The 15,867-nt window shown below is 39.0% G+C and carries 12 protein-coding genes; 5 read left to right on the top strand and 7 right to left on the bottom strand.

What is annotated here, in order from left to right; genetic code table 11:
• The first annotated feature begins 207 nt into the window (after positions 1-207).
• Genes BQ2683_RS04730 through BQ2683_RS04720 form a run of 3 tightly spaced genes read left to right on the top strand, consistent with a single transcriptional unit; the run spans position 208 to position 2,166 of the window.
• Positions 208-570, top strand: coding sequence for a PadR family transcriptional regulator (locus BQ2683_RS04730; RefSeq protein ID WP_069987620.1), 363 nt, complete (start codon positions 208-210; stop codon positions 568-570).
• Entirely contained in the window at positions 555-1,211 is a 657-nt protein-coding gene (locus tag BQ2683_RS04725) for a permease prefix domain 1-containing protein (RefSeq protein ID WP_069987619.1), read from the top strand. Before BQ2683_RS04730 ends, BQ2683_RS04725 begins: the two co-directional genes overlap by 16 nt.
• A 4-nt stretch (positions 1,212-1,215) precedes the next feature.
• Positions 1,216-2,166, top strand: coding sequence for a DUF4097 family beta strand repeat-containing protein (locus BQ2683_RS04720; protein WP_069987617.1), 951 nt, complete (start codon positions 1,216-1,218; stop codon positions 2,164-2,166).
• Between the two features lie 324 nt (positions 2,167-2,490).
• On the opposite strand, the gene BQ2683_RS04715 is transcribed toward BQ2683_RS04720, so the two are convergent.
• The 6 genes from BQ2683_RS04715 to BQ2683_RS04690 form a co-directional block, all read right to left on the bottom strand.
• Positions 2,491-4,344: an ABC transporter ATP-binding protein gene (locus BQ2683_RS04715; protein WP_069987616.1), complete on the bottom strand. Its 1,854-nt coding sequence runs from the start codon at positions 4,342-4,344 to the stop codon at positions 2,491-2,493.
• Positions 4,337-6,643: an ABC transporter ATP-binding protein gene (locus BQ2683_RS04710; RefSeq protein ID WP_069987614.1), complete on the bottom strand. Its 2,307-nt coding sequence runs from the start codon at positions 6,641-6,643 to the stop codon at positions 4,337-4,339. Before BQ2683_RS04710 ends, BQ2683_RS04715 begins: the two co-directional genes overlap by 8 nt.
• Positions 6,644-6,662: 19 nt before the next feature.
• Positions 6,663-7,121 carry a MarR family winged helix-turn-helix transcriptional regulator gene (locus BQ2683_RS04705; protein WP_083256376.1) on the bottom strand — a complete coding sequence of 153 codons (459 nt, stop codon included), beginning with the start codon at positions 7,119-7,121 and terminating at the stop codon, positions 6,663-6,665.
• Between the two features lie 312 nt (positions 7,122-7,433).
• Entirely contained in the window at positions 7,434-8,189 is a 756-nt protein-coding gene (locus BQ2683_RS04700; RefSeq protein ID WP_069987612.1) for a helix-turn-helix transcriptional regulator, read from the bottom strand.
• A gap of 121 nt (positions 8,190-8,310) precedes the next feature.
• Entirely contained in the window at positions 8,311-8,889 is a 579-nt protein-coding gene (gene lexA / locus BQ2683_RS04695; RefSeq protein ID WP_069987610.1) for a transcriptional repressor LexA, read from the bottom strand.
• A gap of 14 nt (positions 8,890-8,903) precedes the next feature.
• Complete coding sequence (locus BQ2683_RS04690) at positions 8,904-9,338, bottom strand: GNAT family N-acetyltransferase (protein ID WP_235843884.1); 435 nt, start codon at positions 9,336-9,338, stop codon at positions 8,904-8,906.
• 413 nt (positions 9,339-9,751) lie between these two features.
• Between BQ2683_RS04690 and gdhA the strand changes: the two genes are divergently transcribed.
• Positions 9,752-11,104: an NADP-specific glutamate dehydrogenase gene (gene gdhA / locus BQ2683_RS04685; RefSeq protein ID WP_069987608.1), complete on the top strand. Its 1,353-nt coding sequence runs from the start codon at positions 9,752-9,754 to the stop codon at positions 11,102-11,104.
• Positions 11,105-11,494: 390 nt separating this feature from the next.
• Here gdhA and BQ2683_RS04680 read toward each other — a convergent pair whose 3' ends face one another.
• Positions 11,495-12,514: an AraC family transcriptional regulator gene (locus tag BQ2683_RS04680; RefSeq protein WP_069987606.1), complete on the bottom strand. Its 1,020-nt coding sequence runs from the start codon at positions 12,512-12,514 to the stop codon at positions 11,495-11,497.
• Positions 12,515-12,709: 195 nt separating this feature from the next.
• On the opposite strand from BQ2683_RS04680, the gene BQ2683_RS04675 reads away from it, so the two are divergent.
• Complete coding sequence (locus BQ2683_RS04675; RefSeq protein WP_069987604.1) at positions 12,710-15,835, top strand: glycosyl hydrolase; 3,126 nt, start codon at positions 12,710-12,712, stop codon at positions 15,833-15,835.
• The last annotated feature ends 32 nt before the right edge of the window (positions 15,836-15,867 follow it).

Below are 15,867 nucleotides of genomic sequence, written 5' to 3'. Positions count from 1 at the left end.
CCATTGATAAACAGGGTCTATTGTAACATAAAATAAAATTGTTTTCCAGAGCAATACTGGAAAAAGAATAGAAACATTGTACAATCAGTTTTATTTCTATTTGTACAACTTAACTATTTTAATAGGATTATTAGATTTTTTGCCAATATACATTGACAGACGAGGTATTATATGATTTAATGTATGATAGAAAAAGGAGGTACGGTCATGTCAATCGCATCTGATTTAATCCGAGGCCATACAGATACTATCATTCTGGCCCACCTCTTAAAAGAAGATAGTTATGGTTATCGGATCAACAAAGAAATCCAACGTAAAACAGCAAACCAATATGAACTAAAAGAAGCTACATTGTATACTGCTTTCCGCCGTCTGGAGGATGCTGGTTACATCTGTTCCTATTGGGGGAATGAAACTACTGGAGCAAGGCGGAGATACTATACTATTACGCCAGAAGGTAAGCAGGCTTATTACAGGCTAAAAGAAGAGTGGAATCATTCTAAAAAACTAATTGACCTATTAATAGAAAACGAAGAAAGTGAGGGGAAGTCATCATGGAAAACAAATTAAGGGCATATATGGAAGAACTATTTTCTGAAGTAACTCCAACCAAACAAGCAGTTGAACTAAAAGAGGAAATCCTGCAAAATTTAATGGATAAATATCACGATTTGCTGGCAGAAGGCAAATCTCCAGAAGCCGCCTATAATATCGCGGTTGCCAGTATTGGGGATACAGATGAACTCCTTTCCACATTAAAACAGGGGACGCAAACTTTTTCCCAAGAGCAACTGGAAAATCGACGTAAAAAATCCGCTATTCTAATTTCCATATCCGTTATGTTATATATTCTCAGTGTAATCCCTGTTATTTTATTTGAACAATTTGGATATGAAATAATTGGTGTTAGCTTAATGTTTATCATGGTGGCAATTGCGACAGGTCTCATTATTTATAATGCCATGACAAAACCCAAATATCTCAAAAAAGATGATAGCATGGTAGAAGAATTCAAAGAGTGGAAAACCAACCAATATAGCCCAAACCGTTCTGCGATGAAGGCAATTAACAGCGCAATCTGGTCAATAACAGTAGTGATTTATATGATAATCAGCTTTACCACATTTGCCTGGCATATTACATGGGTTCTCTTTTTAATCGCTGCTGCTGTACAAGGAGTAGTAAAGGCTGTATTTGAATTAAGGGGGTAGGTCAATGAGAAAACACACTAACACCTCATCCATGATACGAATTATAACTTATTCCTGTACAGCAGTCATACTTATTGTAATTCTAATTCTTGGCTTGTTCGGAAGAATCCCATTTATTCCAGGCGTCAACTGGAATTTTGGTGGAAATTACGCCAATTCGGAACAGTATCAGATTGGTCCCAATGAATTAACAGTAACTGACATGACAGAATTAGAGGTAAACTGGATGGATGGTACCATTACCATTCTTCCTTATGATGGAACAACCGTACAGTTTTCCGAGACTAATGCCCATAATTTAGCCCCAAAAGATCAATTACACTATTTATACAAAGATGGAAAATTAACCATACAATATAAGGGGGCTAAACATTTCCCATTCCTGTTTGGCAGTATCAATGGAAAAGGAAAAAGCCTGGAAATTAAGCTACCCAAAAGCATTGCGGAACATCTAAATGAATGCAGTGTAGATAGTGTATCCTCCAAAATTGAGATTTCAGGGATCCGAACAGAAAAAATCTCGTTGAATACCACTTCTGGGGATTTAAAATTGAGAGAATGCATAACAGGTACCCTATCCGCAGATTCTGTCAGTGGAAGTATACAAGGGGAACAAGTGGTAGTAAATGAAAAAATGGATGTAGATACCACGAGCGGAAATGTTATCCTTTCTGGTTCTATACGGGGTGTTGAATTTGATAGTGTTTCAGGAGAGTTAAACATCACTTCCCAAGTGTGTCCTGATCAAATTACAACAGATACTGTCAGTGGGAAAGTTACTGTTTCCATTCCGGAAAATGATGGTTTCTGCTATTACAAAGATACATTGAGTGGAAAGTTACAATGTGATTTTTCTGTTACTCAGGAAGAGGATAAAGGCACCTATAAAAATGGAAAGTCTGAATTTTCATTTCATTCCTTAAGCGGAGATATTACAATTAAAAAAGCCAGATAGAAAGAGGAATTTTATATCTAGTATGTTTTCGCCTTGAATAAGGGATAATGTATAAACAAGTTCACATATCAACATGACGTACGATGGCGGTTCCACAATAGAAAAACTGGCTTTTTAGGGAACATCCTATGAAAGGATCAGTAATTTTTTCACTCAGCAATCTATTAAACAGCTAGCAAATATATTTTTTTGTGTTATATTCTCAATGATAAAGCTCTTCCTACCTTTTAAATATCTTATCAATTATTTCTCTCAGAAACTCTATGTCAAAAGTGAATCACAATGAAAACGGCAGATTCTCAATCAGAATCTGCCGTTTTATCATTATGCGCTTACTTCGGATGTTTTATCGAACTGAGAGTTATACAAGTTTTCATAGAAACCATGCTGTGCCATTAATTCTTCATGGTTCCCCTGTTCAATAATATCTCCGTCTTTCATGACCAAAATCATATCTGCATCCCGTATGGTAGACAAACGATGGGCAATGACAAAGCTGGTCCTGCCTTTCATCAGGTTATCCATTGCCTTTTGAATTTGTACCTCTGTACGGGTATCAACCGAGCTGGTCGCTTCGTCCAAAATCAAGATTTTTGGATCCGCTAATATGGCTCGGGCAATGGTCAACAACTGCTTCTGTCCTTGGGATACATTGCTTGCATCTTCATTTAACACCATATTGTATCCGTCTGGCAATGTGGATATAAAATGATGCACATGGGCTGCTTTCGCCGCTTCGATTACTTCTTCATCTGTAGCGTCCAAACGGCCATAACGAATGTTTTCCATAATGGTTCCATTAAATAACCAGGTATCCTGCAATACCATTCCAAACAATTTACGAAGGTCGCTGCGGTTAAAGTCCTTAATATCATATCCATCTACTAAAATTGCGCCTTGGTTAACATCATAAAACCGCATCAACAGTTTTACCATAGTGGTTTTTCCAGCACCAGTTGGCCCTACAATTGCCACTTTCTGTCCTGGTTCTACCATTGCGCAGAAATCATGGATAATAGTTTTATCTGGGCGGTATCCAAAATTAACATGAGCGAACTGGACACTTCCCTGTAATTCGGTAATTGGATTTGGATGTTCTGCGAACTGGTCTTCTTCCTCCTCTTCCAAGAATTCAAAGACACGTTCTGCAGCAGCACCGGTTGCCTGTAACAGGTTCGTTACCTGGGCAATCTGGTTGATTGGTTGAGTGAATGTTTTTACATATTGGATAAAGGATTGAATATTACCAACGGTAATGGTCTGGTTAATTGCTAGCCATCCTCCCAATACAGCAACCGCAACATAGCCTAAGTTTCCAATAAAAGTCATGATTGGCATCATCATACCAGATAAAAACTGGGATTTCCATGCGGAACTATAGAGTGTATCATTCATTTTGTTGAACTCGTCTGTAACACCTTTTTCATTGTTAAACGCTTTTACAATGTTCTGTCCGCCATATACTTCTTCTACCTGACCATTAACATGCCCTAAATATTCCTGTTGAGAACGGAAATATTTTTGGGAATGTTTTACGATGATTGAAATACATCCCATGGAGATTGGTAAAATCAACAATGCCACTACTGTCATCAACCAGCTAATAGAAAACATCATCACCAAAATACCAATGAGCAATGTAATCGAGGTAATCAACTGGGTCAAACTCTGGTTTAAGCTCTGACCCAAGGTATCAATATCATTCGTTACACGGGACAACACTTCACCATGTGTTTTGGTATCAAAATACTTCATTGGTAGCCGGTTGATTTTTTCGGAAATCTCTTTCCGCATCCGGTAGGAAACAGTTTGAGAAACTTTTGTCATAATAAAGCCCTGTATAAAGGCAAACAGCATGCTGATAATATATAGCCCCAGCAAAAAAACCAAAATCTGACCAACTTTTCCAAAGTCAATCCCTGTTCCGCCGGAGAGTTTTCCAACAATACCGTTAAATACCTCGGTAGTCGCGTTCCCTAAAATTTTTGGTCCTACAATAGAAAAGACAGTACTACCAATCGCAAATACAAAAACAACTAAAATGGCAATTTTAAATTTTCCAAGGTACTTCATCAATTTTTTAATAGTACCCTTTAAGTCTTTTGCTTTTTCGCCGGAACCCATTCCGCCTGCGCCATGAGGCCCCATTGGACCAACTCTTCTTTTATTATTACTCATGATCCAACTCCTCCTCTGATAACTGGGATGAAGCAATTTGGCGGTATACCTCACAAGTTTGCATCAATTCCTTATGGGTGCCTTTTCCTACAATCTTTCCTTCATCCAGCACTAAAATTTGTTCTGCATTTAAAATGGTACTAATACGCTGTGCTACAATAATAACAGTGCTGTTACCGGTTTGTTTTTTCAGCGCTTTCCGCAAAGCAACATCTGTTTTAAAGTCCAACGCAGAAAAACTATCATCAAACAGATAAATTTTTGGATTTTTCGCAATCGCACGGGCGATGGAAAGACGCTGTTTTTGTCCGCCAGATACGTTGGTGCCTCCTTCGGCGATAGGGGCATCGTATTCTTTCGGCAGTTTGTCAATAAATTCTGTTGCCTGAGCAATTTCAGCCGCCTTTTTCGCATGTTCTGTATCTTCTTCTGGAACGCCATAATTAATATTAGATTGGATAGTTCCTGTAAATAAAACACCTTTTTGTGGTACGTATCCCAACTGATCCCTTAAAAAGTGCTGGGAAATCTCTTTTATGTCAACACCATCCAATAAAACTTGGCCCTCTGTTACGTCATAAAAACGCGGAATCAGATTTAACAGCGTGGATTTCCCACTTCCAGTACTACCAATAATAGCAGTAGTCTGCCCTGGTTTTGCAGTAAAGGAAATATGGGAAAGAGCGTCTTCCGAAGCATTTGGGTAACGGAAAGAAACATCCTGGAATGTCAGTTCCCCTTTTACCTGATCCAATTTTTCTGGAGCCTTAACGTCTTTGATACAGACATCAGTGTCCAATACTTCCTGGATACGGTTTGCTGCAACCGAAGCACGGGGTAACATAACCGAAATCATGGAAATCATCAAGAATGCCATAATAATCTGCATGGTATACTGGATATAAGCCATCATATCCCCTACCTGCATGGTACCGGCATCTACCCCTTGGCTGCCTACCCATACGACTAAAATAGCGATAGAGTTCATAATAAACATCATAGCTGGCATCATACAGGACATCACACGGTTTACAAACAGGTTCGTTCCTGTCAAATCCCTATTTGCTTTGTCAAACCGTTTCTCTTCATGCTTTTGAGTGCTAAACGCACGGATAACGGGCAAACCAGTTAAGATTTCCCGGGTAACTAGGTTCAAGCGGTCTACCAACTTTTGCATTTTCTTAAATTTTGGCATCGCTACCGCAAACATAATTCCTACAATTACCAAAATAGCAAGAACCGCAATTCCAATTACCCAAGTCATGGAGCCATTGGTTCCTGTTACCTTTAACACACCGCCAACACCAATAATCGGGGCATAGAATACAATACGCAGCAACATTACCATCACCAGCTGGATCTGCTGGATATCGTTGGTGCTTCTGGTAATTAAAGAAGCGGTAGAAAAATGGTCTAATTCAGTGTTGGAGAAGGATACTACCTTGGTGAATACTTGTTTCCTCAATTCTCTGGAAAGGGATGCGGCAACTCGTGCTGCCAAGAAAGTTACAATAACTGTGGCCAACATACTAACCAACGCAATACTCAACATCTGTAAACCAGAAAAAATAATATAGTGGATTTGCATCGTGCCTGTATCTAAACCGATGGCATCATATTCCGCTTTTATCCCTGGAATAGCGCTTTGGGCTAAAATGCTATCTGGCATATCATCGAATTGTTTTCCCATTTCCTCCAATATTGCTTGCATCTGCTGCTCAGGAACTAGTTCAAGAATATCCCATAAACTAGTGGCGTTTTGTAATGCTTGAGGCGGAATAGCTGCTGTTAGCTGGGAAAACATCTGCTGCATTTTTTCCGCGTTTTCACTGGTTTGGGAACTATCTTCCTGGTTTAAGGAAGCCTGGTTGACCGAATCATTAATCAGTACAGGTTTTGCCAACATTGTTTCCAAATCAGAAAGTTCCTGTTCGGAAAGTTTATTTCTTTTAAAAAAAGTTTCTGTGGCCAAATTTGGATTCTGTTCCAATTGCTCATCGAACAATTCCTGTTTATAATACTTTGTTTTTTGGAACTCTTCCTGAGATAATTCTGTATAACTATTATCTAATTGCTGCTTTTGGTCTTGGGTTAAAAACAAACCCAAATGGTCTTTAGTCGTTTTACTTAAATATTCTGGGGCAGCGGATTCAATCCCATTTTGTTGAATCCCTACATTAACGATAACTGATGTATAATCTGGCAGAGCTAGGTCACACATTGCCTGCACAACCAATAAAGCTAGTATTGCCAAGATTGGAATGATAGAGCGTTTTAGATACTTAATCAATTTTAGCATAGGCTAATGTTCCTTTCGTTTATTGTGATTTTGAAGCAAAGGAACAAAACGCATCTTTTCCAGAAACATCTTTCAAGTTTTTTCGGATACGAATTAAAAACTCGTTAAATTCTGTTAACTCTTCTTTCGAAAAACCCTGAAAAGCCTCATTTTCCAGATAAAAATGGCTTCGTTCTAATTTTTTTATTACATCTTTTCCTTGTTCGGTTAAAAATATCCTGGAAATACGTTGGTCATGTTCATCCTGTTTTTTGTAAATCAGGTTTAATTTTTCCATCCTTTGGATTGTAACCGTAACAGTAGGCGGTTTCACGCAAAGGTGCTCCGCAATCTCTTTTTGACTCAATCCTTGCTGATGAAACAGCAGTTTTAAAACAGGTACTTGGCCGGGATGTACCCCTAGCTCTTTTACAATGGTAAAAGAACGGCTAAAATAAAGGTGCATAATCTGCCCTACCATAAACCGTGGGTCTTCCAATCAAATTCACCTCCCAAAATTAATTCGTTGACTAAATATATAGTATGCTTATTGCACGAAATAGTCAACATACATTTATGCAGTTTAACAAATTATTCATGGAAAATTAATTCGTCAACGAACTAATTTTTGTTGAAATAAGTTTTTCTATTATATTACATATAATAAGCATACAAATATAATAATGCACAGTTTTGTTGGGATAAAAATAATATCGGAATTTTCCTTCATATCCGTCCCACTCATCTATGGAGTTCCCTATGGATTTAAATGATTAAAAAGGGCTATCCAATTATGGATAGCCCTTTTTAATCATATTATAGATGAAAACAAATCTATGATATATTTCCATGTATGTGGATATTTTTGCAAAATAGCAGATTGTACTTGCTGTGACGAGACAGATTGATGGATATCAAAGGTAATTTGCCCTACCGTTTTATCTCCGATAGCAATAGGAGCATTTGCGTATCCACCAGCAGCTATATGGGATGCAACTGCGCATCCCCCAATGGAATATATTCCAATCGAGCAGCCGCCAATTGCCAAAATACCAACCGCAAGCCCACCAATTGATATAATCCCCAATGAGATACTACCAACTGAAAACAACAACCCCAAAGAAATTGCGCCAAAGCAAAGCAATCCCAATGAAACAGCACCGAAAGAAAATAATCCCATGGAAATAACACCAATCGAAACCAATCCTCGTGCAATTGTACCGATAGCGACAATTCCTTTCGCGTGGTATAAACCTCTGCCTACATTAATATGGATAAGGGGGATGCCACGAAACTTCCGCTTGCTTTTATACTCATAATGCCAGGAACATCGGCAGCAAACATTTTTTCTAGTATCCTGTTGTTCTGAGACATGTCGCCCCACTAAGGTATCAATAGGAATATCAAAAAAATCGCTAAGCTGGATTAATTTTTCCATTTCTGGGGTTGTGCTGCCCAACTCCCATTTGGAAATAGTTTGCCGAGAAACACCAATTTTCTCCCCTAACTGTTCCTGCGATAACCCCTTTTGTTTTCGCAAAAAAATAAGCTGTTCTTGAAAAGTCATATTCTCTCCTCCTATTGGTCTACCAAAAGTATACCAATAGTTACCACTTTTTTCTACCAAAAGCGGTTGGAATCTTGTCAACCAAACTTAACATTCCCTAAAGTTCAGAATTTTTTGTTCTTTAAAAGTAACGGATGGATGCTTTTACTTTTCCTAGAATTTCTACATGGTCTACCAGGATCGGATCCATAGTAGAGTTTTGTGGTTGCAAACGGTAACCGCCGTTTTCCTTATAAAAAGTTTTAATTGTTGCCTCATCATCAATTAACGCTGCCACGATTTCACCATTTTCTGCTACAGGGGTTTTTTCAATAATCACAACATCTCCGTCAAAAATGCCAGCTTCAATCATACTTTCCCCTCTTACTTTCAGGGCAAAGTGTTCTTTGTTCCGGCTAAAAGAACTGGAAAACGGAATATAGGTCTCGATATTTTGGATGGCAGTAATGGGCTCCCCTGCAGTAATTGTACCTACCAATGGAATTAAAGTGGCATCAGAACCTGGTATACGCAAAGTACGGGTCAGGTTACTATCTTTTTCTACTAATCCCTGTTCCACCAAAATGGAAACATATTTGTGCGCGGTAGAGGTGGATTTGATCCCTAAATCTTTACAGATTTCTCGAATAGTTGGGGGAATCCCATCTTGGCAGCGTTGTTGTATATATTGGTAAATTTCTTCATTATAATTTCGTTTCAAAACAATCCCTCCAATCAATCCAGTTGTTTTGACATTGCGATATGGGGACAAAATTCATCAAGATAGGGCTCCCCTTCGGCATGGTATCCCATGGATTCATAAAACCCCTGAATCCTGAGCTGTGCGCTTAAATGGGAGGAATGTCCTCCTAGTACTTGGATTTGTTTTTCACACTCCTCTACGGCAATGCGACCAACACCGTGTTTTCGATAAGGAGGTATCACACAAACCCTTCCAATCATCCATTTATCATCTTGCTGAAAAATTCTTGCTGTTGCAATGGGATTCTCCCCTGCCTGAATTAACAGATGGTATGCGGTTTCATCTATTTCATCAAATTCGTTTTCGAAACCCTGTTCTTTTACAAATACTTGTTCCCTGATTTGAAAGCATTTGGTTTTGTCCTGTTGTGGATCAATCCATGTCACCAAAAATTGTTGTGTTTGCAACGGAATACCCCTTTATCGTGTTTTTTTCTATTAAATATAGGATACCATATCTATTCTTGAAAATCAAACAAATGTTTGTAAATATTCGTTCTTTGTTGGGGATCTACCGGATAATGGTGGGCAAGAAGATGCACTCGCTTGTAAAACCAAATTTATAAAAAATTTTTTAATCATTTATTGCAATATTGTTTTTTTAAAATTGCAAAAACCAAAAATAAAAGCTTTTCCGTTTTTACAGTTTGTCAAAAAAACTTTTTGTGATAATATGGTTTTTATGTGAAACTAACGTTTCTTTGCAAAATTTAAATAAGAATCTAAATTTTATTGATTTTCCTCTTGATTTTCGGAGGTTGAAAGGTTATAATCTAAATTGTAGATCAAATCATTTAACTAAAGAAAGGATGGCAAAACCCATGGCTTTTAAAAGTACATATTTGGCAAACGTATACGAAACCGTTTGCAAAAGAAATCCTAATGAACCAGAATTTTTGCAAGCTGTAAGAGAAGTTCTTGAATCTTTGGAATTGGTAGTAGAAAAAAACCCAGAAATCGAAAAAACTGGTGTAATCGATAGAATTGTAGAACCAGAACGTTTTATTCAGTTCCGTGTTTCTTGGGTTGACGATAACGGTAACGTTCAGGTAAACCGTGGCTTCCGTGTACAGTTCAACTCCGCAATTGGCCCTTACAAAGGCGGTTTGCGTTTCCATCCAACTGTTTGTGCTTCCGTTATCAAATTTTTGGGCTTTGAACAAATCTTTAAAAACAGCTTGACAACCCTGCCAATGGGCGGTGGTAAAGGTGGTTCTGATTTCGATCCAAAAGGAAAATCCGATGGGGAAATCATGCGTTTTTGCCAGAGCTTTATGACAGAATTGAGCAAACATATTGGTGCTGATACTGACGTTCCTGCTGGTGACATCGGCGTAGGTGCCCGTGAAATTGGCTTTATGTTTGGCCAATATAAACGTTTACGCAACGAATTTACTGGCGTATTAACCGGAAAAGGCTTGACTTATGGTGGTTCCTTGACAAGAACAGAAGCAACAGGTTATGGACTGTGCTACTTCACACAAGAAATGTTAACCCATATGGCGAACACTTCTTTTGAAGGTAAAACTGTTGTTATCTCCGGTTCTGGTAACGTTGCTATCTATGCAACCCAAAAAGCAACTGAACTAGGTGCAAAAGTAGTAGCTCTGTCTGACTCCCAGGGTTACGTATACGATCCAGAAGGAATCAAACTGGACGTTGTAAAACAAATTAAAGAAGTGGAAAGAGGAAGAATCTCCGAATACGCAAAACGCGTTCCTTCCGCTACTTATACAGAAGGCTGCCGTGGCATTTGGAGCATTAAATGTGATATTGCTCTGCCATGTGCTACCCAGAACGAATTAAATGGCGAAGAAGCAAAACAGCTGATTGCAAACGGTGTTATGGCTGTAGCAGAAGGTGCAAACATGCCTTCTACTCCAGAAGCTGTTGAAGCATTCCAGGCTGCTGGCGTTCTGTTCGGACCTGCTAAAGCTGCTAATGCTGGCGGTGTTGCTTGCTCTGGTTTGGAAATGAGCCAGAACTCCATGCGTTATGGCTGGACCTTTGAAGAAGTAGACGCAAAATTGCAAAGTATCATGAAAGATATCTTCAAAGCTTCTTATGAAGCTGCAAAAGAATACGGCGTAGATGGCAACCTGGTTGCTGGCGCTAACATTGCAGGATTTAACAAAGTTGCAAACGCTATGATTGCTCAAGGCGTTGCATATTAATGTAATCTCTCATAAATAGATTAGACCTTCAGGGAAATAACCTGAAGGTCTATTTTTGTATAACGGAACACCACAAATAAATGGACAGTATTTTTACAGAATAAAATTCAGTCCGTTTTAGGTGTCCGTATGATAACCACTTAACTTCCTGAAAGGACTACACCTGCTCACTGGTAATTTTAAAAACTAAAATAAAGAGTTATACACTGAAAAAATCATTGTCCTTAATATGGGTATGTTAATTTTTAGTATCATTTCTAGCAGGATAAAAGACCGTTTGTTGGCACAATTGAGGTAAATTAGCTTATCAACATTTTTATAGGGAATTGTTGATAAGCTTTTTGTTTTATCCAGTGTTGTTATGACAAATGTGAAAAACAATAGGATAAATTATAATACTGTAAAGCGTTTTCGATATTCCAAGGGAGAAATGTGGTATTTCTCATGGAAAATACGGAAAAAATATGCTGTTTCAAAGCCGGAACGGTCGATAATTTCCTGAATCGGACGATCAGTATGGGTCAGCAGGTAGGTTGCCCGTTCCATGCGGATCTGTCTCCTAAAACTAGAAAAACTTTGGTTAGTATATTGTTTGAGCAAGCGGCTTAAATATTGGGGATTATAATGGAATTGTTCCGCAGTTTTTTCTAAGGTGGCAGTAGAACAGTTTTCAATGATGTAGGAGAGGATCTCAGATATTTTAGGGTGGCATACTTGCTGGATACTGTTTTCATCCAGATAGTTCTGGTAAGCGGTTAACAAATCGGAAAAAAGGATCATCAAATATCCGTTGAGTTTTAAAAAGTATTGGTTTCCTGTTTCTGCGTACTCTTTTATCAGCTGTAAGACAGATTGATCAATGGTATTACATAACTGTTTGGAAAACAGCAAATAGCTTTCTTCCTGGTTTTTTTCAAATAAAGAATTGATTAGAAAGTGGTTAAAAGGGTTATCGTGGCTTAAAATTTCCTGTGCCAGCCGTTGGAATAACGTTTTTTTCACAAGAATATTAAAAATAATATTACAATCGCCTTCAACCTGCAATTGATGCGCTGCATTTGGGGTGAGTAAGCATAGATCCCCTTGCTTTAAATTTAATTCTTTTACCGTTTGACAGGAGTCAATATAGTTTGTTACTTTACCTTGGTAAACATAAATCATTTCGTAAAAATCGTGTTTATGGAAAGGTGTTTTTTTCTTATCTTGTGGTAAATTAGGTAATCTCTCCTTTACCTGGGAAAGGGAAAGATGCATATTGATAAAAATTTCTGCATCTGAATCAAAAAAAGAACTTTGCTGAAGAATATCAACTCCATTTTCCTGTAAAGAAAATTGATCCATGCGGGAAGCGTTAAACAAAAATCGGTCAATTGTGATATGATATATTTTTTCAATAAATGGTTCCATCATTTACTTCCCCCTTTAAAAATATACCAAAAAACAACCTAAAAGGTATGTTTTTTAAATATCTATTTATTTGCTAAAATGATATTATAAATATATCAACTTTTAGTAATATTAACTGTTTTTGATATTATAAAGCAATCATTTGGGTTTGTCAATGGCTGCTAAGTTGAAATTTATATTTCAGGAAGGAAAATAAAGATGAAGAAACAATGGAAGCAGGCAAAGAAACTACTTGCTGTTTTAACTGCATTGGCATTGGGCGCTAGTATTTTAACCGGTCCTGCACAGGCAACAGAAACCAAAGTATCGGATTTTGTAGCTGGCTTTACCAATGTAAGCAATGAAGCAAAACCGCAAATCCGTTACTGGTGGCCCAACGGGCTGGTGGACGAAACAGAAATCCGTTCCCAAATACAATCCATTGCAAATGCCGGATTTGGAGGTGCGGAAATCATTTGCAAAGGCAGTTCTTTTGACGGGGAAGATGGAACCAGCTGGGGCAGTGATAACTGGCTAGCCAGTATGGAGATTGCTTTGGACGAAGCAAAACATCTTGGGCTGCATTTAACGTTCACTATTTCATCTGGATGGCCAGCTGTCACACCTGCAATTCAAAGTTGTGATGACCCTCTGGCAATCAAACAGATTGGGTATGGAAAGACCGAAGCGATTGCATCTGGGCAACAATACAACGGGGCAATTCCTGCCCCGGAGGTTCAGACCAATACAGATAGCTTGCTGGCTGTGGTTGCTGTGCAGTTGGATGAATCAGTGCAAACCGCCGAGACACAGTATATAAAAGAGGATTCCTTTACTGTACTGACCAGCCAGGTTAACCAGCAGGATAATACCATCCAATGGACCGCTCCGGATCAGGGGAATTGGATTATCCTATCATTTTATATGCAGAGCGCCAGCGATGAAGAATATCCACCAATCGACCATTTTAGCAAAGAGGCCACAAAAGCTTTAACAGATTATTGGGATACCAGGATGATTACCTGGGGGGATGAGAAAAATCAAATTGTAGATGGAATCTTTGAGGATTCTTTGGAACTTTCCCCTGATTATCTTTGGACGCCAAAATTGTTGGAAGAGTTCAAAGACCGGCGTGGATATGATTTAACACCATATTTGCCGTTGATTTTTGTCCCCGGATTACATTTTGATACTAACAACCGTCCATCAACCGATGATCCCGCTGTTTTTGATACCCAAAGCACAATGGGAGAACGTGTACGGATGGATTACTACCAAACTCTAACTGATTTGTATACCGAAAACCATATTGAATCATTACAGCAATGGTGCGAAAGCCATGGATGGGATTATCGTGGCCAAGTAGCTTACGGTGCTCCAATGGAAATGACTCAATCTGCTGCACAGGCTGGGATTGCGGAAACAGAATCCTTATATTTTGCGAAATTGCCCGGGAATGGATCCCCTAAATTAATGGATTCTGGAACAAGGGATGGATACCGGATGCAGACAGGTATGGTAAACCTAACTGGAAAAGAAGTTTATTCTTCTGAACTTTCACCATTACGCAGCGGAGCATATGAACAAAGTACCTCTGATTTATTGAATATGATCAATTCCAATATGGCTGCTGGCGTAAACCTTTCTGTAGTCCATGGATATAGTAACAATGGCGTTTACCAAGGCAAATACGAAGGCAACTGGGGCGGCTATGATGGAATGAGTGGATTTTTCTCTAATTCATGGGACAAAACACCTGGTTTTACCCAGTTCGCGGATAGTATGGGGTATGTTGCCAGAAATCAGTATGTTTTGCGGCAGGGTCACCAGGATGTGGATATTGCCTATTACCGCTTTGAATACTTTGAGGTTCAGGTAATTGAGGATATGGTAACTCCTGATCTGGAAGAAAACGGCTATTCCTATGATTTTGTCAGCCCTTATTTGTTAAACCTGGATACAGCAAATGCCAAAGATGGTGTGATTGCGCCAGAGGGTCCATCCTATAAGGCATTAGTAGTTGATAACGAGGACTACATGCCTCTTGATACAGCGAAAAAAATGCTATCTTACCTTGACCAAGGTGTTAAATTATTCTTTATTGGGAAAACACCTTCTATGACACCGTCTTATGGGGATTCAATGGAGGATAGCCAACTGATAGCAGTAATGGAACAAATCAAGAACCATGCCAACACTACTTTGTTGGATACAGAAACCCAGTTGGTTTCCGCTTTAAAAGGCGCAGGCATTATGCCAGATACCCAGTACCAGTCCGCCAATGAATTGTCCAGCTACCACAATGTAGATGGAAACAATGATTATTACTATTTGTATAATCCATCCTCCCAGCCAATCACCCAAACCATTACATTTGATGCTGAAGGAACCCCATATGAACTGAATGCATGGGATGGTAGTATCCAGCCTGTTGCCCTTTACCAGCAGAAATCAGGCCAAACAACTATAACCGTGACAGTACCGGCTTACGGAACCTGTTTATACGCATTCACATCCGACCAATTGACAGAATATCCAATCCCTTCGGTGCATGCAGTTCAGAGCGATTGTGAAGTTGATTACAATGAGGATGGTGAACTAGTTGCAGTCTTAGAGGACAACGAAACACATACTGTTGTGCTCAGTGATGGGACCGTAAAAACAGTAACAGGGAAAGGGCAACACCAGCCTGTTTCGATCAATAGCTGGACACTTTCAGTAGAAAGTTGGCATCCTGGTGATGATCCATCCAACAACGCCATCATTGCAAAAACAATGTTGGAGCCGGTTTCGATGGAAACCCTCATCCCATGGCGTGATATCCAAGGGATGGAGAATGTATCCGGTATTGGTAGATACTCAACAACAGTGACAATGGAAACCGTTGCAGACCATGTTGTATTCGATTTAGGAAAAGTTGCAAACAGCAGTTTCCGCATTGCGGTAAATGGGATGGACTTACCACCAGCTAACCAATTTGATACCAAAGTAGACCTTGCCCCTTACTTACGGCAAGGCGAAAATACCATTACGGTTACTACAGCGAGTACATTGATTAACGCAGCATTGGTAAATGGTTTAATCAGCCCAATTTGGCAGTTTACTGGAGATGCAGAGCCAGTTCCACAGGATTATGGTATGCTGGGCAACCAAGGCAAGGTACAGTTGAACGACCTGGAAGAAATTGTTTTGGTGGAGAAAACAGGGGAAACAAATTATGGTGATCAAAATAAACCACAGGAACTAATCCCTCAAACGGGTGATTCCACTTTGAGTTTCCTGTTTGTAATTGGTACAGTGACAGCATTAGGATTGATTCTCGGACTTAAACGGAAAAAATATTAGCTAATAACGAACTTATACCTATCCCAGCGCAA

The sequence above is a fragment of the Massilioclostridium coli genome, assembly GCF_900095865.1.
Taxonomy (GTDB): Bacteria; Bacillota; Clostridia; order Oscillospirales; family Ruminococcaceae; genus Massilioclostridium; species Massilioclostridium facile.
The sequence above is the reverse complement of the archived record's forward strand: the minus strand, read 5'-3'. Positions and strand labels throughout refer to the sequence as shown.